We start from the raw sequence: 17,812 nt of genomic DNA on the forward strand, positions 1-17,812 counted from the left end.
CTTTACCGCCACGCAAAAAAATTGGCCTTTCCTGGGCATCGCTGCCAAGGAAAGGCCAACAGAAACGAAGCGCTGGGCGTCAGGCGCTGGCGCGCGACATCCGCTTGCGTTCGTTCTCGGTCAGGTAGCGCTTGCGCAGGCGGATCGACTTGGGAGTGACTTCAACCAGTTCATCGTCGTCGATGAATTCCACCGCGTATTCCAGCGACATCTGGATGGGCGGCACCAGGCGCACGGCTTCGTCCGTACCCGACGCGCGGACGTTGGTCAGCTGCTTGCCCTTGATGGGGTTGACGACCAAATCGTTGTCGCGGCTATGGATACCGATAATCATGCCTTCGTACAGCGCATCGCCAGGATTGACGAACATGCGGCCGCGATCCTGCAACTTCCACAGTGCATAGGCAACGGCTTCGCCATTGTCCTGGCTGATCAGCACGCCGTTGCGGCGTTCGCCGATACTGCCTTCACGCGCCGGCGCATACTCGTCGAAGATGTGGCTCATCAGGCCGGTACCGCGCGTCATCGTCAGGAACTCGTTCTGGAAGCCGATCAGTCCGCGGGCCGGGATGCGATATTCCAGGCGGGTACGGCCACGGCCATCCGGCTGCATATCCAGCAGGTCGCCCTTGCGGCGGCCCAATTCTTCCATGACGCCGCCCTGATGGGTGTCTTCCACGTCCACCGTCAAGAGTTCGAACGGTTCGTGCCGTTCACCATCGACTTCCTTGAACACCACGCGCGGCCGCGACACGGCCAGTTCATAGCCTTCGCGACGCATGGTTTCCAACAGGATGGTCAGGTGCAGTTCGCCACGCCCCGACACTTCGAACACCGTGTCGTCGCCCGTATCGCGCACGCGCAGCGCCACGTTGGACTTGAGCTCGCGATCCAGGCGGTCGCGCAATTGGCGGCTGGTCACGAACTTGCCTTCCCGGCCGGCCAGCGGCGACGTGTTCACCATGAAGTTCATGGTCAGGGTGGGCTCGTCGATACGCAGCATCGGCAGCGCGTCCTCCGCCGGGGACGCCGCATCCATGAGCGTGCAGCCGATACCGATGCCCTCGATACCGTTGATCAGAACGATGTCGCCGGCTTCGGCCTCGCTGACCACTTCCCGTTCCAGGCCCTTGAACTTCAACACCTGGTTGATGCGCCCCTTGCCGCTTTCGCCATCCGGGCCGAAGCGGTACTGCACGTCCATGCCGCTGCGGATACGGCCACGGTTGACGCGGCCCACGCCGATCTTGCCGACATAGCTGCTGTAGTCCAGCGAAATGATCTGCAGTTGCAGGGGGCCGTTCGGATCGTCATTGCGCTGCGGCACGTGCTGCAGGATCGCTTCGAACAACGGACGCATATTGCCTTCGCGGACGTCGGCGGTCATGCCCGCATACCCCGACAGGCCCGAGGCGTAGATGACCGGAAAGTCCAGTTGTTCTTCCGTCGCGCCCAGCTTGTCGAACAATTCGAAGGTGGCATTGATGACGAAATCGGGACGAGCACCGGGACGGTCGATCTTGTTGACCACGACGATGGGCTTGAGGCCCAGCGCCAGCGCCTTGCGCGTCACGAAAATGGTCTGGGGCATCGGCCCTTCAACGGCGTCCACCAGCAGCAGCACGCCGTCCACCATGGACAGCACCCGTTCGACCTCGCCGCCGAAATCCGCGTGTCCCGGGGTATCGACGATGTTGATGTGGGTGCCTTCGTATTCCACGGCGCAATTCTTGGCCAGGATGGTGATGCCTCGTTCCTTTTCCAGGTCGTTCGAGTCCATGACGCGCTCGGTGACCGCCTGGTTTTCACGGAAGGTGCCCGATTGGCGCAGCAATTGGTCGACGAGCGTAGTCTTGCCGTGGTCGACGTGGGCGATGATGGCGACGTTGCGCAAGGCGCGAGTCATAAACGATCCTTTAAGGTAAGGCGGGCGCGAGGCCCGCCGGCAATTCATTCAGGGGCAGTAATGCCAGCTTGGGGTCCGGCATCGCCTGCAGCGCGTCCAGCGTGACGGCGCGGTCCAGCGCGAAAGGGCCGACCTGCGTGCGCCGCAAGGCCACGAGATGCGCGTAACAGCCCAGCTCGCGTCCGATATCCTGGGCCAGCGTCCGCAAATAGGTACCTTTGCTGCACGACACATCGATCACCGCCGTCATGCCGTCGCAGGACAGCAGTTCGACGCGATGCAAGGTGACCTGCCGGGGCTCGCGCTCGACTTCCACACCGGCGCGTGCGTACTCGTACAAAGGCTTGCCGTCACGCTTCAATGCGGAATACATCGGCGGAACCTGGGTAATCGTGCCCTGAAAACGTGACAGCACGTCGCGCAGGGCCGCTTCGTCCACACCGGCGAAACCTTCGCGCGCGCGCGCCACGACGTTGCCCGTGAGGTCGCCGGAATCGGTTTCCTCGCCGAAACGCAGCGTGGCGCGATAGCCTTTGTCCGCGCCCAGCATGACGCCGCACAGCTTGGTACCCTTGCCCATGCAGCACACCAGCAGCCCAGTGGCGAACGGATCCAGCGTACCCGTATGGCCGGCCTTGGCGGCATCCATCGCACGCCGCGCGCGCTGCAAGGCATGGTTGCTGGACAAGCCTTCGGGCTTGTCCAGCAGCAGGACACCGTCGAGCATCAGCCCGCGTCGTTTGGCCATCGTCTTATCCGAGAAAAACGCCGTGACGACAGCCCCTCAGGACTGGTCTTCCGGTTCGTCGGGTTCCGTCCGGTAGGAACCGGGCTGGTTGGCACGATCGATCAGACGCGACATCTCTATCCCGCGCGCGACCTGTTCGTCATGCACGAAACGCAACGTCGGCACCGTATGGATATGCAGCATGCGGTACAGCTGCGAATGCAGCCAGCCCGCCTTGTCGTTGAGCAGGCCCTCGGCCACCCCCGGTTCGGCGCCCAGCACGGTGAAATACACCTTGGCGTGCGCGTAGTCCGCGGACAGTTCGACACCCGACAGCGTGATCAGCCCGGCCCGCGCGACATCCATTTCGCGCTGGATCAGGCCGGCCAGGTCCTTCTGGATCTGGTCGGCCAGCCGCAGGTTGCGGCCGGGGATCGCTTTGGTTTTATGACGGCTCATGCGCTGAGCGCGGGATGCTTACAGCGTCCGCGCGATTTCCTTGATCTCGAAGACTTCCAGCTGGTCGCCCACCTGGATGTCGTTGTTGCCGCGCAGCGTCAGGCCGCAATCGAAGCCGGCCTTGACCTCGCGGACATCGTCCTTGAACCGGCGCAGCGAATCCAGATGGCCGGTCCAGGTGACCACGTTGTTGCGCAACAAGCGTACCTGCGCATCGCGGCGGACGATACCGTCGAGCACCATGCAACCGGCGATGTTGCCGACGCGGGAGACGGTGTAGATCTCGCGGATTTCCACCAGCCCGATGATTTCCTCGCGCTTTTCCGGTGCCAGCATGCCCGACATGGCTGCCTTAACCTCATCCACGGCGTCGTAGATGATGTTGTAGTAGCGCAGGTCGATGCCGTTGGACTCGGCCAGCTTCTTGACGCTCTGGTCGGCACGCACGTTGAAGCCGATGACCACCGCGTTGGATGCGATCGCCAGGTTGACGTCGCTTTCCGAAATACCGCCCACCGCGGCGTGCACGACCTGCACGCGGACTTCTTCCGTGGACAGTTTGGTCAGCGCGGCAACCAGGGCTTCCTGCGAACCCTGCACATCGGTCTTGACGATGAGCGCGAGAGTCTGCGTGCCTTCGCCCATGTTGTCGAACATGGACTCCAGCTTGGCGGCCTGCTGGCGGGCCAGCTTGACGTCGCGGAACTTGCCCTGGCGGAACAGCGCGATTTCGCGCGCCTTGCGTTCATCCGACAGCACCATCAGTTCGTCGCCGGCGGCCGGCACATCGGTCAAGCCCTGGATTTCCACCGGAATGGAAGGACCGGCGCTTTGCACCTGCTTGCCGTTCTCGTCCAGCATGGCGCGCACGCGGCCGAAGCTGGCACCCGCCAGCACGACGTCGCCGCGCTTGAGCGTGCCGCTCTGCACCAGGATGGTCGCCACCGGACCGCGGCCCTTGTCCAGGCGCGCTTCGATGACCAGGCCCTTGGCATGCGCGTTGACCGGCGCCTTGAGCTCCAGGATTTCGGCCTGCAGCAACACGTTTTCCAGCAAGTCGTCGATGCCCGCGCCGGTCTTGGCCGACACGCTCACGAAAGGCACGTCGCCGCCGTATTCTTCAGGGACGACCTCTTCGGCCACCAGTTCCTGCTTGACGCGTTCCGGATTGGCGTCCGGCTTGTCGATCTTGTTCACCGCCACGACCAGCGGCACACCGGCGGCCTTGGCATGGTGGATGGCTTCACGCGTTTGCGGCATCACGCCGTCGTCCGCCGCCACCACCAGGATGACGATGTCGGTCGCCTTGGCGCCGCGCGCCCGCATGGCGGTGAAGGCCTCGTGGCCCGGGGTATCCAGGAAGGTAACCATGCCACGGTCGGTTTCGACGTGGTAGGCACCGATGTGCTGCGTAATACCGCCAGCTTCGCCCGCGGCAACCTTGGCGCGGCGGATGTAGTCCAGCAGCGAGGTCTTGCCGTGGTCGACGTGGCCCATGACGGTCACGACAGGCGCGCGCGGCAGCAGCTCGGCATCTTCGCCCTCCGGCGCGGCGGTCTCGTCCAGGAAGGCTTCCGGATCGTCCAGCTTCGCGGCGATGGCCTTGTGGCCGAGTTCCTCGACCACGATCATGGCCGTTTCCTGGTCCAGCACCTGGTTGATGGTGACCATCTGGCCCAGCTTCATCAATTGCTTGATGACCTCGGCGGCCTTGACCGACATCTTGTGGGCGAGATCGGCCACGGTGATGGTTTCGGGCACGTGGACTTCACGCGCGATGAATTCCTGGGGAGCCTGCTCCACCACACCACGGCGATCGGACTGCTGGTTGCGGCCACCTCGGCCGCCGGACTTGCCGCCCGCCTTGCCACCCGCGCGCCAGCCATCGCGGCTGGGTGCGCCGGCCGGCTTGTCGGCGGGCTTCTTGCGGGCACTGTCGTCGGTCCACGTGGACGAGACCTCGGCGGTCTTGATCGTCTTCTTCGTGCCGGCGCCGGCACCCGGCTTGGCGTCCTTCTTGACCGCGCCGCCCGCCTTGGCGGCCGGCTTGTGCAGCGTCCCGGAAATGGCGGCGGCCGGGGCCGGCTGTTCCGGTTCCGGCGCGCGCAATACCTTGCGCGGGCGGTTCAGCATTTCACGCAGTGCCGCGGCCTCGGCCTCGGCCTGCCGCCGCGCTTCGTCACGCTGCGCGGTGCTCATGACCTGGGCCGGCGAGGCCGCGGGCGGAGGCCCACGGCGCGCGTCGCCGGCGCGCGGCCCCTTGGAAACGGCCGGCTTGGGCGGCACAGGCATGCCGGGGCGCGAACGCTCGTCCTGCGAGGGCGACGACGGCACGGCTGCGGTCGGGATCTTCGGTGCAACGGGACTTCCGGTTTCCGGCTTTTCGGAAACCGCGCTGATATCTGACGTATTCACGGGCTCTGGCTGGGCAGCTTCGACCGGCGGCTCGGCGGCGGGGCCGGCGGCGGGTGCCACGGGTGCCTCGTGTTCGGGTTCCGGCTGGATAGATTCGGGTTCGGCGTGCGCCTGATGGGCCTCCTGGGGGGCCTCCTGCGCGGCTTTCTGGACTACAGGCTCGGCCTGAGGGGCCGGCGGCGTTGCTTCGGCAGCAGCCGGCGGCACGGGCGCACGCTCGGCGACGGCCGGGGCGGCCTCGTCCTGCGGGGCCGTGGCGTCGGGTTGCGGAGCCTCGGCCGGCGCGGCAGCCGGCGCGGCCGTTGCCGTCGGCGGGACAGCCGGCGTCGCGGCAACGGGAGGCTGGACGGCCTCTGCCGTGACCGGCGCGAGCGTTGCCTCGGGCGGCTCGGTGGACTCGGCCTGGGCGCGGCCGGCGGCCGCTTCGGCGGCCAGTTCGGCCGGATCACGCTTGACGAAGACGCGTTTCTTGCGCACTTCGACCTGAATCGTGCGCGACCGGCCCGTGGCATCCGCCTGGCGGATTTCGGAGGTCTGGCGACGCGTCAGCGTGATCTTCTTGCCCTCGGCAGCCCCGCCATGCGCACGGCGCAGCGAGTCGAGCAGTTTCGCCTTGTCGCTGTCGGTGACGGCGTCGTCGACCGATTTGAGGTCAACGCCGGCCGAGCGCAGCTGGTCCAGCAGCACATTGGCAGGCATTTTCAGCTCGGTAGCGAACTGGGCGACGGTATTGCTCGACATTAGGCTTTCTTCCTGTGTACGGCGATATAACAATATGACTAGCGCTATCCAATAAAACAAGTTCGGGAAGACGCGCTTGGGCGCTTCCCCGCCTAGGTACTATTTTTCCTCGTCAAACCAGTGCGCGCGAGCCCGCATGATGAGCTCGCTGGCCTGGTTTTCCTCGAGACCCGAGATTTCCGCCAACTCGTCCGTGGACAGTTCGGCAAGGTCGTCGCGGGTGTGCACTTTGCGCTCGGACAGACGCGCGGCAAGTTCGGGCGTCATGCCTTCGAGCTCGAGCAGGTCCTGCGCGGTTTCGAGGCGCTCTTCCTGGGCGATGGCTTCGGTCAGGAGCGCATTGCGCGCGCGGGTGCGCAGCTCGTTGATGGTGTCTTCGTCGAAAGCCTCGATCTCCAGCAGTTCCTGCATGGGAACGTAGGCGATTTCCTCCAGCCCCGTAAAGCCCTCGTCGATCAGGATGTCGGCGACTTCCTCGTCCACGTCCAGCTTGCTCATGAACGTGTTGCGCAAGGCGGAGCGTTCGACTTCCTGCCGGTTCTGGCTTTCCTCCGGCGTCATGATGTTGATCTGCCAGCCGGTCAGCTCGGAGGCCAGGCGGACGTTCTGTCCCTTGGCACCGATGGCCTTGGGCAGGTTTTCCTCGTCCACCACGACGTCCATGGCGTGCTTGTCTTCATCGACGACGATGGATTCGACGTTGGCGGGCGCCAGAGCGCCGATGACGAACTGCGCCGGATCTTCCGACCACAGCACGATGTCCACCTGCTCGCCACCCAGTTCATTGCGCACCGCGGTGACGCGCGAACCCCGCATGCCGACGCAGGTACCGATGGGATCGATACGCTTATCGTAGGCGATGACGGCGATCTTGGCGCGCACGCCGGGATCACGGGCCGCCGCCTTGATCTCGAGCAGACCCTGCTCGATTTCCGGGACTTCGTTTTCGAACAGCTGGCGGATGAATTCCGGCGAGGTGCGCGACAGGATCACCTGCTGGCCACGCGCGGCGTGGTCGATGCGCAGCACGAAAGCCCGCACACGGTCGCCCACGCGCAGGTTTTCCTTGGGGATCATTTCCGAACGCGGCAAACGGGCTTCGATCTTGCCCGTTTCGATAATCGCGTCGCCCTTGTCCATGCGCTTGACGGTGCCGGACACGATGGTTTCCCCGCGTTCGAGGAAGTCGTTCAGCACCTGTTCGCGCTCGGCGTCGCGGATCTTCTGCAGGATGGCCTGCTTGGCCGCCTGCGCGCCGATACGGCCGAATTCGATGGGCTCGAGAGGCTCTTCGATGTATTCGCCGATCTGGATATTGGGCACCGCCTCGCGGGCGTCGGAATACATTTCCTGTTTGTCAGGTTCCTGCAGTCCGGCTTCGTCGGGCACGACCAGCCAACGGCGGAACCCTTCATGGCTACCGCTTTCGCGATCGATGGAAACACGGATGTCCGCGTCTTCCTTGAAGCGCTTTTTCATGGCCGAAGCCAGCGCGCTTTCCAGCGCTCCGAACACCACTTCGCGCGATACGTTCTTTTCGCGCGCCAAGGCGTCGACCAACAGAAGAATTTCGCGACTCATCGCTTTTTGCCTTTGAAATCCAGGACCGGATCCAGCTTGGCGCGCTCCACTTCGTCGAACGTGAAGTTCACCACCTGAATATCGTCCTTCTTTGCCTCAAATTCCACGCCGAAAACCGCTTTCCCCTGGTCCTGTCCCGCTTGCCCGGCCGCTATAACGAGCGTGCCGGTAAAGACCTTGCGGTTTTCCACGGCCTGCCGCAGCTTGACTTCTACCCGCTGTCCCGCGAAACGATGGAAATCGCCCTCGGTGCGCAGCGGGCGATCCACGCCGGGCGATCCGACCTCCAATCGCTTGTAGTCGATATTCTCGACCTCGTAGACCCGCGACAACTGGCGCGAGACCTGTTCGCAGTCTTCGATGCGCACGCCTTCAGGGCGGTCGATCGTGACGCGCAACAGGCCAAGCGCCGCCCGCTCGACGTCGACGAGCTCGACGTCCATGCCGGACAGCGCTTCCTGGGTCAATGCGAATAAATCAGCCATATGCTCGAAAAAAATGGGCTGTAAGCCCAGCCCATTGTTATCACGTGGTACCGGCCCGGCCCGGCGCCGTTCAACCGGCCCCGCACCACGCCCCGGGGAACCCCCAACGTGCCTGAAGCCCGCCGGAGAAACCGCCGTCCGCGCCATATTTGGTTCTTGCCAGGGGCGTCCCGCACACCGCGCAGTTTGGGCGTGCCCCTTAAGGTATGCCCCTAAGTTATGTCCTTAAGGTATTGCCCTTAAAGCCATTAAAGGTACGCCCAGGTATGCATAAAGGCATGCCCAAACCTGCCGCACGCCCCCGCCGCATACCCTGCCACACCCCCCGCGACACGATCCGCTGCAATCCGCAGCACGACCGTCGCGCATCGGCACAGCTTTCGCCGCCCACAGGGATGCCCCACGAAAACCAGCAATCTTACCACATAACGGGCAAAATTACCTGATGCGTCGCGGGTTTACGTATTCAGGGCCGGGCTGGCATCGACTTATCGCGAGCCCCGTCCGCGAACGCCGCCGATCACGCCCAGGCGCGACTCGTGGGCCGCCGCGCCGCGCGGCTGCCAGTCGTCGCCACGACCACCGCCGCCACCGCCACCGCCACTGGTGCGTGGGCCTTTGGCGTTGGGATTGCCGCGCTTCTTGCCTGGAGCGGCGTTCTTGCCGGGACGGCCGCGTTGCGGTCCCTTGCCTGGGGCGCCTGCGGGCCCCTGCCCCTGGCCCTGTCCCTGTCCTTGGCCCTGCCCCTGCGCATTGAAGCCGCCAGCGCCCGGCCTGCCGCCACCGCCGCCCCCCGGCTTGCCCTTGCGCGCCGATTTGCCACGCGGCTGGTGCTGCCCGGGAGCCTGGCCTTGGCCTTGCGGCTGCCCTTGACCTTGGCCCTGCCCCTGTGCGGGCCGCTTACCGGGGCCGCGACGCTGCTGTCCCTTGCCGCCGCGCGAGCCGCCGCCATCGTTGCCCAAGGGATGGCCGTTGGCGTAGCCGCCCGTGACCAGCAGGCCGGTACCGAAGGGATCGGAAGGATACGACATGCCGGTGCCGGCGCTCTTGCCGGGACGGCCGCCCTGCAACTTGCCACGCCGGCCGATCCGCGCGCCGTTCATGCCATTGTTCTGCAGCGTGCCGAAGCCCGGCGGCAAGGCGCTGTCGTGCGACTGCGGCTGCTTGGGCCGGCGTCCGCCGTCGTCATCGTCACGCAACAGGCCAAGCTGCACCATCAGCGCGGTAACGAGATTGGGATCCAGCTCTTCCCAACGCCCCCGCCGCAAATTGCGCGGCAGGACCACGTCGCCGAAACGCGTGCGGATGAGCCGGCTGACCGTGACGCCGACGGCCTCGAACATGCGACGAACCTCCCGGTTGCGGCCTTCCTGGAGCGTGACGCGATACCAGCGGTTGCTGCCCTCGCCACCCAGATAGTCCAGCGCACCGAAAGCCGCCTTGCCGTCTTCGAGTTCGATGCCTTCGACCAGCGACGCGCGCTGCGCGGCATCCATTTCCCCCAGCACGCGAACGGCGTATTCGCGCTCTGTGCCATACCGCGGGTGCATGATGCGGTTGGCCATATCGCCCGAGGTCGTAAAAATCAGCAGCCCTTCGGTGTTCAGGTCGAGACGACCGACCGACAGCCACTTGCCGGTGCGCAGCTTCGGCAGGCGCGCGAATACGCTGGCCCGGCCGCCCGGATCGTCATGGCTGACGATTTCGCCCGCGGGCTTGTGATACAGGATCACTCGCGGAGGCTTGCGCGTATTGACGCGGGTGATGGGTTTGCCGTTGACGCGAACCTGGTCGCCGCTGGCGACACGCTGCCCGATATGGGCCGGTTCGCCGTTCACGGAAACACGGCCCGCGACGATCAACTCTTCCATCTCGCGCCGCGAGCCGATGCCCGCATCCGCCAATACCTTGTGCAGCTTGGGCATCACGGCCTCGCTGTTCAGGTATTTGTTCAGGCGCTGCTCCATGCGGGCGGTCTTTTCCAGGTAGGCGAGCGCCTGTTCCGCTTCCCGTTCGCCACCGGGCGACATGGCCTCGGGATCGACCGCGCCGGCACCCTGCGCCGGAGAACCTTGCGCGCCGGCGTCCCCGCCCGCCTCGGTGCCCGTCGCGGCATCGCCGCGACGGCGACGGAAAGGCGTGCGCAGTTTGCGGCCGCGTCCACGGTTGGCGGTGGCACCATCCGCATCCGCCCCGGATACGCCGGACGGCGCCGCCCCGCCGGCATCGGCGGAAAAATCCGCCTGCGCGCCGGCGGCGTCAGTGTGATGATCCCGAGGCGCGGTATCACGCGGGCCAGCTTGGCGCGTGCCTTCCTGGCCGATCGCCGCTTCCATGCCGAAAGAACCGGCCGACCCGCTTTCGGCTGTCTCCACCGGTTTGCGCTTGCGCGCGGAACGCTTCGCCGGCGCGGACGGCTCGGCTTGCGCCGCCTGGACGTCGGGGCCAGCCTGCCCTTCCAGGGGCAGCGAACCTTGCTCGCTTCCAGCGGTCGCGCGGGGCCTGCGGCCGCGGGCACGAGGCGCTGTTTGCTCGACCGCTGCCTCGCCTGCCGACGGCGGCGCGGCTACGACGGCCGGCACGGCGCTGGCCGGAGCAGGTACGGAAGCCTCCAGTTGCGCATCGGCGGTAGGTGCCTTGGCGGGCCGCGGGGAGCGCGGCTTGCGCGCGGGCTTGGCCTCGACGGCTTGCGCCTCGCCCGCCACGCCGGAAGGCGCGGATTGCGGATCCACCGCAGCCGTGCCGGCCGCTTCGGCCTTGGCGCGCGACGGGCGTCGGGCGCGTGCGCGCGGCGCAGGGCTCACGTCCGCGCCCTCCGCCGGCGTAGCGTCGCCTGCGCGCGGCGACGCCGCGCCGACCGCCGTTTCACGCGGATCTATGACATCGTCCTGCACGTTCTTATTGATACTCACTGGGACTACTCCAGAATTCACTCTTTACGCGGCGCGCCAGGCGCGTCTTGTTCATTGTCGTTATCGGATGGGTCGGGAGGCACCTCTGGCATCTCTCCCGGTGCGGGCGGCGCGATTTCGGGCGCCGGCTCCGTGGGATCGATCTCAGGGGTCCCGCCGGGCGGAACAATTTCGGGATGCTGTCCGGGCGGGAGAATCTCCGGACGATGGCCTCCGGTGTCGGTGGTGTCCCGATCCGGCGCCGGGATCTCCGGCTGATGGGGTGTCGGGCCGGTGGCCGCGAGGATCTCGCGGGAAGCGTCACGACGTATATCGTCCGATTGCTGTTCAACACCGTTTTCGCGCGAACCGGTATCGGGCGTTCCAGACTCTTCGGCACCAACCGGGCCAGACGGCGCGGTCTCGGGCGCCGCGTCCTGCTCCTGTCCGGCGTGCGCATGAACGGCATCCGACGCATCGTCCCGGCCGTCGAGCGCCTCAGCGCCAGGCATGTCGATGCCTTGTTCCGCATGGCCCGCGTCGGCGGGGTCGGCATCCACAGGCTCTGCATGGCTAGTACCGACGGAATCGGCGTCCGCCGGCTCTTCCTGATCCGTGCCGGCCAGATCGGCCCCCGCCGGCTCTTTCTGAAGCGCGTCCGGATCGGTTTCCGCCGGTTCCGCATGACTCGTGCCGGGAAGGTCGGTGGCCGCCACGCCGCTCGCAGCCGCGGCGGAGTCGTCCTGCCCCTCGCCGTCGCCGGCATTGGCGCCGGTAAGATCCAGCCCTTCGAGCGCGGCCATGGCGCCGCCAGCTTCAAGCGGCGGCAACTCGTCCAACGCCCGCAGGCCCAGGTCGTCCAGGAACTGCCGCGTGGTCCCGAACAGGGCAGGACGTCCGGGGGCGTCCCGATGACCGATGACTTCGATCCAGCCCCGGTCTTCCAGCGTCTTCACGATCTGCGAGGAAACGGTCACACCGCGTATGTCTTCGATATCACCGCGCGTCACCGGCTGCCGCCAGGCCACGATGGCCAGCGTTTCGAGCACCGCGCGGGAATACTTGGGCGGTTTTTCCGGACTGAGGCGTTCCAGGTAGCGCTGCATGGCAGGACGACTCTGGAAGCGCCAGCCGCCAGCCAGCGATGTCAATTCCAGTCCGCGATCCTTCCATGCATCCTGCAGCGCTTCGAGCAAGCCATCCAGGCGGGCGTTGTCCACGCCGTCGTCCTCGGAAAACAGCCTGCGCAGCTCCGCACGCGGCATGGGCTGCGCCGCGCACAGCAGTGCCGTTTCTATCACCAGTGTTGCCTCGCTATCGTTCATCGATATGTTCAATTCATCGTGGTAAGTAAGGCCCTGGCTTGCCAAGGCTGAAAAACTGAAGTAATATCTCTTTCTCCAGACGCGGGGTGGAGCAGTCTGGCAGCTCGTCGGGCTCATAACCCGAAGGTCGTAGGTTCAAATCCTGCCCCCGCAACCAAACAGCAAACAGATCAGGCTTGGCGAATTCGCCAAGCCTTTTTTGTTTTGCCGATGAAAACGACAAAGTCTGGCTCGACGACACAACCTGGCTGGGCGACATAGCCGAAGACCGGGCCCCCGAAGCAGGCGACGAGATAAGCGAAGACATACGGCCTGGGCTCGAAGAACGCACCCTCGCCCGCGCCACATGCGCACGCATGCGTCCACGCCCATCCGGCGCCGGACAAGCGCGGCTCTGCCGCGCGGCACAGGCCTGCACGACACCGACACACGTCTGTGCGAAAGCAGCCGCGGACTGCGGCTCGAACCAGAAAAACGCTTGCAAAAAAACCTCGGCCAATAAGGCTGGTCTGCGATACCCATGCGGCGCTCGGGCATGCGTAAGCAACCACGAACCGCAAATGCCGAAAAGGAACGATATGGCAATGGACGACGGGCGGACAGTATCCGCGCACCCCTGACGGGGGATACCTGGCGCGGCGCCGATAAAGATTGAACTGAGCCGTCCGGCATGACCCCGGGATTATCGGAGCGTCTTTTTATTGCCGATTAAACCTGCGTGATGACGGAAAGGCGAAGGCGGGTGAAAAATACGCGAACCACCCGAAACGGCCTGCCTGGGGCATGCCCATCTTTGGCCGTCTGTAATCAAGCCGAACCGCCTGCAGGAACCTACAAATTATACCCACATTAACGGTTCCATAGGGGAAAAAACGCGACACGCCATTGACACGGCCCTATCGGCGGGCCCCGGGGATTCGAGCGGCCCGCTCAGCCACCGCCCAATTGCCCTAGTCCGAGGTGCAAGCGAACCCGCTTGTCCAGTTCTTCCGCCGCCAGGCCGCGGGCAATAAAGACGAGCCGCGCATCGGACTCATCCTCCGGCCATTCGGATAGCGCCACGAAGGGATATAGCTGGTCGTGCACGGCATGCACCGCGCTGGGCGCCACATCGCCTTCGAAACGGACCAGTCCTTTCATGCGCAGCAGCGATGCCCCCAATTCGGCTTGCAAGGCCGACATCCCGCGCAGGAATGCGGCGCGCGATACCGATGCCGGCAGCGTCAGGACGGCCACGGCGACATCATGCGGCGCTCCCGCTGGCGCGGCACCGCGGGCGCCGGGCCACGCGCCACGGGTATAGCGCCCCAACCAAGGAGTGCCGTCCGCCGCGGCGGACGGCTGGCCGCGATATAGCCGCTGCGCCAGCAAGGCCGCCGGCGGCGGACCTTGAGGGTCCAGCACATGGACATGCGCGGCCGGGTTCAGGCGCAGCACCGCGTTGCTGGCGTCGCTGACCTGCGCAGGCGACACAAGGTCGGACTTGCTGATGACGATGTCGTCGGCCAGGGCCAGTTGCTGGGCGGCATCGGGTTCGGACGCGATCTGCCCGATCACGCGCTGAGCATCGGCAACCGCGATGGTGCCTTCATAAACGTAGCGCTCGGTCAGGAAGTGTTCATGGCGCAGGGTGAACAGGACAGGCGCCGGGCTGGCCAGGCCGCTGGTTTCGATGAGCACATGGCGAAACGGCTGGATCGCGCGGCGCAGGGCCAGCAGGAAAAGATCGCGCAAGGTATCGGCCAGGCCGCCGCGCACCATGCAGCAGATGCAACCGCCCTCCACCACCCTGACGTTGTCCGCCACATGGCGGACCAGATGATGGTCGATGCCGATGCTGCCGAACTCGTTGATGACCACCGCGGATTGCGCGAAACGCGGCTCGCGCACCAGGCGGTTCAGCAGCGTGGTTTTGCCGCTGCCGAGGAAACCGGTCAGCACCGTGACGCCGATACGGGCGTCCGCAGGGCCTTGGGATGACATCACGGACAAAGCGCGACCGCGTTCACTTCGATCAAGGCGCCATAGTGCAACGCGGTAGTGGGCACAACGGTGCGTGCGGGCCGCGCGGCGCCCATGACGGATTCATATACCGCGTTGACCTCCGCCCATAGCGCCACGTCCGGGATGAAGATTTGCACGCTGACCAGGTTCTCCAGGGTGGTCCCGGCCGCATCCAGGATCGCCTGCAGGTTCTCCAGGCACTGCCTGGCCTGCGCCGCGATGCCGTCGGGCAGGATGCGCTTCGAACCCGGCGGGAACGGCAACTGCCCCGAGACGAAGACAAAGCCGTTGGCCTTGATGGCTTGCGAGTAATGGCCGGCCGGTAAAGGCGCGGCGGCGGTTTCGATACGTTCGATCATGGTCGCCATGAGTGGGATGGGTCGTATGGTCATCATACCGTTTTCGTCCACACGGACCGTGCCGGGTCGCCCCGCGGGCTGCCATCGCGATTCGAGATGGTGGTTTTCCCAAAAACCACGCCGGGGCCGCGCATCCGCATGCATCATTAGTCGCCGCGATGCCTGCCATCGCGACTAAAACCAAGAAAGGAGACAAAACATGAAGACGCTGTTGGCGGCTGCGCTTGGCGCCGCCGCGATCGTGTGCGGCACGGCCGCGGCACAATCGAAAATGCCCCCCGAAAAGAAGGAAGTGCACATCGGCGCGGCGTCCACGGGTATCACCTACCTGCCCGCCATCATCGCGAAGCAATTGGGCTACTTCCGCGACGAAGGACTGGACGTAACCATCGCGGCGTTTTCCGGCGGATCGAAAGCCCTGGAATCGATGCTGGGCGGAAGCACCGATATGACCGCGGGCGCGTACTCCAACACGCTGACCATGGCGACCAAGGGCCAGAAACTGGTCACCATCGCGGCGCAGGTGGTGTGCCCCGGATGGGTCTTCGGCGTATCCAAAAAGAACTTCGACAAAGTCAAATCGCCCGCCGACCTCAAAGGCAAGCGGGTGGGCGTCAGCGCGCCCGGTTCGAGCACGCACATGGTCGTCAACTACATCCTGCACAAGGCCGGGCTGAAGCCGGACGACGTCTCCATCATCGGCGTGGGCCAGGCCGCCGGCGCGGTCGCGGCGGTGCGCGCGGGCCAGATCGATGCGCTGATCGTGAACGACCCCGTCGCCACCGTGCTGGTGGATGGTGGCGACCTGAAGCCTTTGGCGGAGATGCGGACGGCGGATGGCAATAAGCAGGTCTTCGGCTCGGACTACCCCGAGTCCAGCATCTACGCCACCAAGGCCTTCGTGGACAAAAACCCACGCACCGTGCAGGCGGTCGCCGATGCCATCGTACGCGCCGAACATTGGCTGGCGAAGGCAACCCCGCAGCAAGTGGTCGCCACGGTGCCGGCGGAATACCTGGTCGACAACAAGGACTTGTACGCCAAGTCCTTCGAGAACAGCCGCCGCTGCCTGTCGCCGGACGGCGTGATCACGGACGACGGCGCGCGCACGGTACGCGACGTACTGGCCGCCTTCGATCCATCCATTGCCTCCGCGCATATCGACCTGGCGGCAACCTACGACAACCGCTATGTCAAGAAGGCTGGAGAAACCGTGCGATGAGAGGAGCCATGCTGCGCAGTATCGACGACCCCGTGCATCGGGCGCGCCAGGAGACGGCCACGGCGCGGGAAGCCCTGCATTTCGACGGTGTGACATGCACCTTTGCCAGCAACGAGGGCCGCGGGCAGACCTACACCGCGGTACGCGACGTCAACCTGGCGATCCGCGATGGCGAATTCGTCTCGGTGGTCGGCCCCACGGGATGCGGGAAATCCACGCTGCTGAATGTGGCGGCCGGATTGATGCGCCCGTCGGCGGGCACGCTGAGCGTATTCGGCCAGCCGCTGATGCAGGGTTTGAATAAAGAGGCGTCCTATCTGTTCCAGGTGGATGCGCTGATGCCATGGAAGACGGCGGAGGACAACATCGCCGCCGGCCTGATATTCCACGGCACGCCCAAGGCCAGGGCCCTGGAATCCGCCCGGGAATGGCTGGAACGCGTCGGCCTGACCGGGCATGGCAAGAAGTATCCGCACCAGATGTCGGGCGGCATGCGCAAGCGTGCCGGCCTGGCCCAGGCGCTGGTCCTGAATCCGCGCATCCTGCTGATGGACGAGCCTTTCAGCGCGCTGGACATCCAGACGCGCCACCTGATGGAAGACGAACTGCTGCGCCTGTGGTCCGCCGATCGCAAGTCGGTGATCTTCGTCACGCATGATCTGGAAGAAGCGATTTCGCTGTCGGACCGTGTGATCGTCCTGTCTGCCGGTCCGGGCACCCGCCCCATCGCCGAATTCGAGATCGACCTGGAGCGACCGCGCGAAGTCGCGGAGATCCGCATGACCCAGCGCTTCCTGCAGCTGCACACCGAAATCTGGGAAGTACTCCGAGGGGAGGTATTGAAAAGCTATGCCAGCGCTCGCTCTTGATCCACGCAATCGCATCCTGGTGCTGTCCACCCGCCTGCTGCTGCTCGCGGGCGCGATCTTCCTTTGGTGGCTGGGTACCAACCGGCAATGGCTGTCGCCCTTTTTCTTCGGCGATCCCGTCGGGGTAGCGCAGCGCATCGTGACCTGGTTCGCCAGCGGTTCGATTTTCATCCACCTGTACACCACGCTGATCGAAACGCTCCTGGCCTTCATCATCGGCACCGTCCTGGGCCTGGCCTGCGGACTATGGCTGGCGCTGAATCCCTTCCTGGCCGTGGTCACCGACCCGTTCATCAAGGCCTTCAACTCGATGCCGCGGCTGATCTTCGCGCCCATCTTCGCGCTGTGGTTCGGGCTGGGCATCTGGTCGAAGATCGCCCTGGGCGTCACGCTGGTGTTCTTCGTCGTCTTCTTCAACGTCTTCCAGGGCGTGCGGGAAGTCAGCCCGGCCGTGCTGTCCAACACGCGCATGCTGGGCGCGAGCTCGCGCCAGCTGATGCGGCATGTCTACATGCCGTCGGCGATGAGCTGGGTGTTTTCCAGCCTGCACAACGCGGTGGGCATCGCATTCGTGGGCAGCGTCGTAGGCGAGTACCTGGGGTCCGAGAAAGGCGTCGGCTACCTCATCCTGCTGGCCGAAGGCGTCTTCGATATCAACGCGGTGATCGCGGGCATTCTGCTGTTGACCGTGTTCGCGCTCGTATTGGACACCGCCGTGTCGCTGTTCGAGGATCACTTCATGCGCTGGCGTCCCGTGGCCGGCCAGACGGTCGCGGCCAGTGCCTGACCACTTCTTCATCGCATTGAAAACCGCAATAAAAGGAACTG

13 protein-coding genes and 1 tRNA gene are annotated in these 17,812 nt (G+C 65.2%); 4 read left to right on the forward strand and 10 right to left on the reverse strand.

The window, feature by feature from the left end; genetic code table 11:
* Positions 1 to 79: 79 nt before the first annotated feature.
* The 8 genes from typA to scpB all read right to left on the reverse strand — a co-directional run bounded on the left by typA (position 80) and on the right by scpB (position 12,530).
* A complete protein-coding gene (gene typA / locus CAL28_RS19295) occupies positions 80 to 1,906 on the reverse strand; it encodes a translational GTPase TypA (RefSeq protein WP_094842865.1) in 1,827 nt (608 codons plus the stop codon).
* A 10-nt stretch (positions 1,907 to 1,916) separates the two neighbouring features.
* A complete protein-coding gene (gene truB, locus CAL28_RS19300; RefSeq protein WP_094842866.1) occupies positions 1,917 to 2,654 on the reverse strand; it encodes a tRNA pseudouridine(55) synthase TruB in 738 nt (245 codons plus the stop codon).
* A 36-nt stretch (positions 2,655 to 2,690) separates the two neighbouring features.
* Positions 2,691 to 3,092 carry a 30S ribosome-binding factor RbfA gene (gene rbfA / locus CAL28_RS19305; protein WP_094842867.1) on the reverse strand — a complete coding sequence of 134 codons (402 nt, stop codon included), beginning with the start codon at positions 3,090 to 3,092 and terminating at the stop codon, positions 2,691 to 2,693.
* 18 nt (positions 3,093 to 3,110) lie between these two features.
* Positions 3,111 to 6,248, reverse strand: a complete 3,138-nt coding sequence (gene infB / locus CAL28_RS19310) for a translation initiation factor IF-2 (protein WP_094842868.1) — start codon at positions 6,246 to 6,248, stop codon at positions 3,111 to 3,113.
* Between the two features lie 99 nt (positions 6,249 to 6,347).
* Positions 6,348 to 7,829, reverse strand: a complete 1,482-nt coding sequence (gene nusA / locus CAL28_RS19315; RefSeq protein ID WP_094842869.1) for a transcription termination factor NusA — start codon at positions 7,827 to 7,829, stop codon at positions 6,348 to 6,350.
* A complete protein-coding gene (gene rimP / locus CAL28_RS19320; RefSeq protein WP_094842870.1) occupies positions 7,826 to 8,314 on the reverse strand; it encodes a ribosome maturation factor RimP in 489 nt (162 codons plus the stop codon). The genes nusA and rimP overlap by 4 nt, the downstream gene beginning before the upstream one ends.
* A 488-nt stretch (positions 8,315 to 8,802) precedes the next feature.
* Positions 8,803 to 10,650 carry a pseudouridine synthase gene (locus CAL28_RS19325; RefSeq protein ID WP_094844721.1) on the reverse strand — a complete coding sequence of 616 codons (1,848 nt, stop codon included), beginning with the start codon at positions 10,648 to 10,650 and terminating at the stop codon, positions 8,803 to 8,805.
* Positions 10,651 to 11,243: 593 nt separating this feature from the next.
* Entirely contained in the window at positions 11,244 to 12,530 is a 1,287-nt protein-coding gene (gene scpB, locus CAL28_RS19330) for an SMC-Scp complex subunit ScpB (RefSeq protein ID WP_254926172.1), read from the reverse strand.
* Between the two features lie 80 nt (positions 12,531 to 12,610).
* On the opposite strand from scpB, the gene CAL28_RS19335 reads away from it, so the two are divergent.
* A tRNA-Met gene (locus CAL28_RS19335) sits at positions 12,611 to 12,687 on the forward strand.
* Positions 12,688 to 13,460: 773 nt separating this feature from the next.
* Here CAL28_RS19335 and CAL28_RS19340 read toward each other — a convergent pair.
* Both CAL28_RS19340 and CAL28_RS19345 read right to left on the reverse strand, forming a co-directional pair.
* Entirely contained in the window at positions 13,461 to 14,513 is a 1,053-nt protein-coding gene (locus tag CAL28_RS19340; protein WP_094842871.1) for a CobW family GTP-binding protein, read from the reverse strand.
* Positions 14,513 to 14,929: a RidA family protein gene (locus CAL28_RS19345; protein WP_440588403.1), complete on the reverse strand. Its 417-nt coding sequence runs from the start codon at positions 14,927 to 14,929 to the stop codon at positions 14,513 to 14,515. Before CAL28_RS19345 ends, CAL28_RS19340 begins: the two co-directional genes overlap by 1 nt.
* A 163-nt stretch (positions 14,930 to 15,092) precedes the next feature.
* On the opposite strand from CAL28_RS19345, the gene CAL28_RS19350 reads away from it, so the two are divergent.
* From CAL28_RS19350 to CAL28_RS19360, 3 genes are read left to right on the forward strand one after another with little or no spacing between them, the layout of a single operon-like run.
* Positions 15,093 to 16,115 carry an ABC transporter substrate-binding protein gene (locus CAL28_RS19350; protein ID WP_094842872.1) on the forward strand — a complete coding sequence of 341 codons (1,023 nt, stop codon included), beginning with the start codon at positions 15,093 to 15,095 and terminating at the stop codon, positions 16,113 to 16,115.
* Positions 16,116 to 16,123: 8 nt separating this feature from the next.
* Positions 16,124 to 16,984 carry an ABC transporter ATP-binding protein gene (locus CAL28_RS19355; RefSeq protein ID WP_094842873.1) on the forward strand — a complete coding sequence of 287 codons (861 nt, stop codon included), beginning with the start codon at positions 16,124 to 16,126 and terminating at the stop codon, positions 16,982 to 16,984.
* Positions 16,965 to 17,771 (forward strand): ABC transporter permease, encoded by an 807-nt coding sequence (locus CAL28_RS19360; protein WP_094842874.1) that lies wholly within the window; start codon positions 16,965 to 16,967, stop codon positions 17,769 to 17,771. Before CAL28_RS19355 ends, CAL28_RS19360 begins: the two co-directional genes overlap by 20 nt.
* The last annotated feature ends 41 nt before the right edge of the window (positions 17,772 to 17,812 follow it).

The sequence above is a fragment of the Bordetella genomosp. 11 genome (assembly GCF_002261215.1).
Lineage (GTDB): Bacteria > Pseudomonadota > Gammaproteobacteria > Burkholderiales > Burkholderiaceae_B > Bordetella_C.

Bases quoted from the DNA above. Each gene is read 5' to 3' on its own strand.
- scpB (WP_254926172.1), bottom strand. From the start codon at position 12,530: ATGAACGATAGCGAGGCAACACTGGTGATAGAAACGGCACTGCTGTGC.
- CAL28_RS19345 (WP_440588403.1), bottom strand. From the start codon at position 14,929: ATGATGACCATACGACCCATCCCACTCATGGCGACCATGATCGAACGT.
- CAL28_RS19325 (WP_094844721.1), bottom strand. From the start codon at position 10,650: ATGGAAGCGGCGATCGGCCAGGAAGGCACGCGCCAAGCTGGCCCGCGT.
- truB (WP_094842866.1), bottom strand. From the start codon at position 2,654: ATGGCCAAACGACGCGGGCTGATGCTCGACGGTGTCCTGCTGCTGGAC.
- rbfA (WP_094842867.1), bottom strand. From the start codon at position 3,092: ATGAGCCGTCATAAAACCAAAGCGATCCCCGGCCGCAACCTGCGGCTG.
- rimP (WP_094842870.1), bottom strand. From the start codon at position 8,314: ATGGCTGATTTATTCGCATTGACCCAGGAAGCGCTGTCCGGCATGGAC.
- nusA (WP_094842869.1), bottom strand. From the start codon at position 7,829: ATGAGTCGCGAAATTCTTCTGTTGGTCGACGCCTTGGCGCGCGAAAAG.
- typA (WP_094842865.1), bottom strand. From the start codon at position 1,906: ATGACTCGCGCCTTGCGCAACGTCGCCATCATCGCCCACGTCGACCAC.
- CAL28_RS19340 (WP_094842871.1), bottom strand. From the start codon at position 14,513: ATGTCATCCCAAGGCCCTGCGGACGCCCGTATCGGCGTCACGGTGCTG.
- infB (WP_094842868.1), bottom strand. From the start codon at position 6,248: ATGTCGAGCAATACCGTCGCCCAGTTCGCTACCGAGCTGAAAATGCCT.
- CAL28_RS19355 (WP_094842873.1), top strand. From the start codon at position 16,124: ATGCTGCGCAGTATCGACGACCCCGTGCATCGGGCGCGCCAGGAGACG.
- CAL28_RS19360 (WP_094842874.1), top strand. From the start codon at position 16,965: ATGCCAGCGCTCGCTCTTGATCCACGCAATCGCATCCTGGTGCTGTCC.
- CAL28_RS19350 (WP_094842872.1), top strand. From the start codon at position 15,093: ATGAAGACGCTGTTGGCGGCTGCGCTTGGCGCCGCCGCGATCGTGTGC.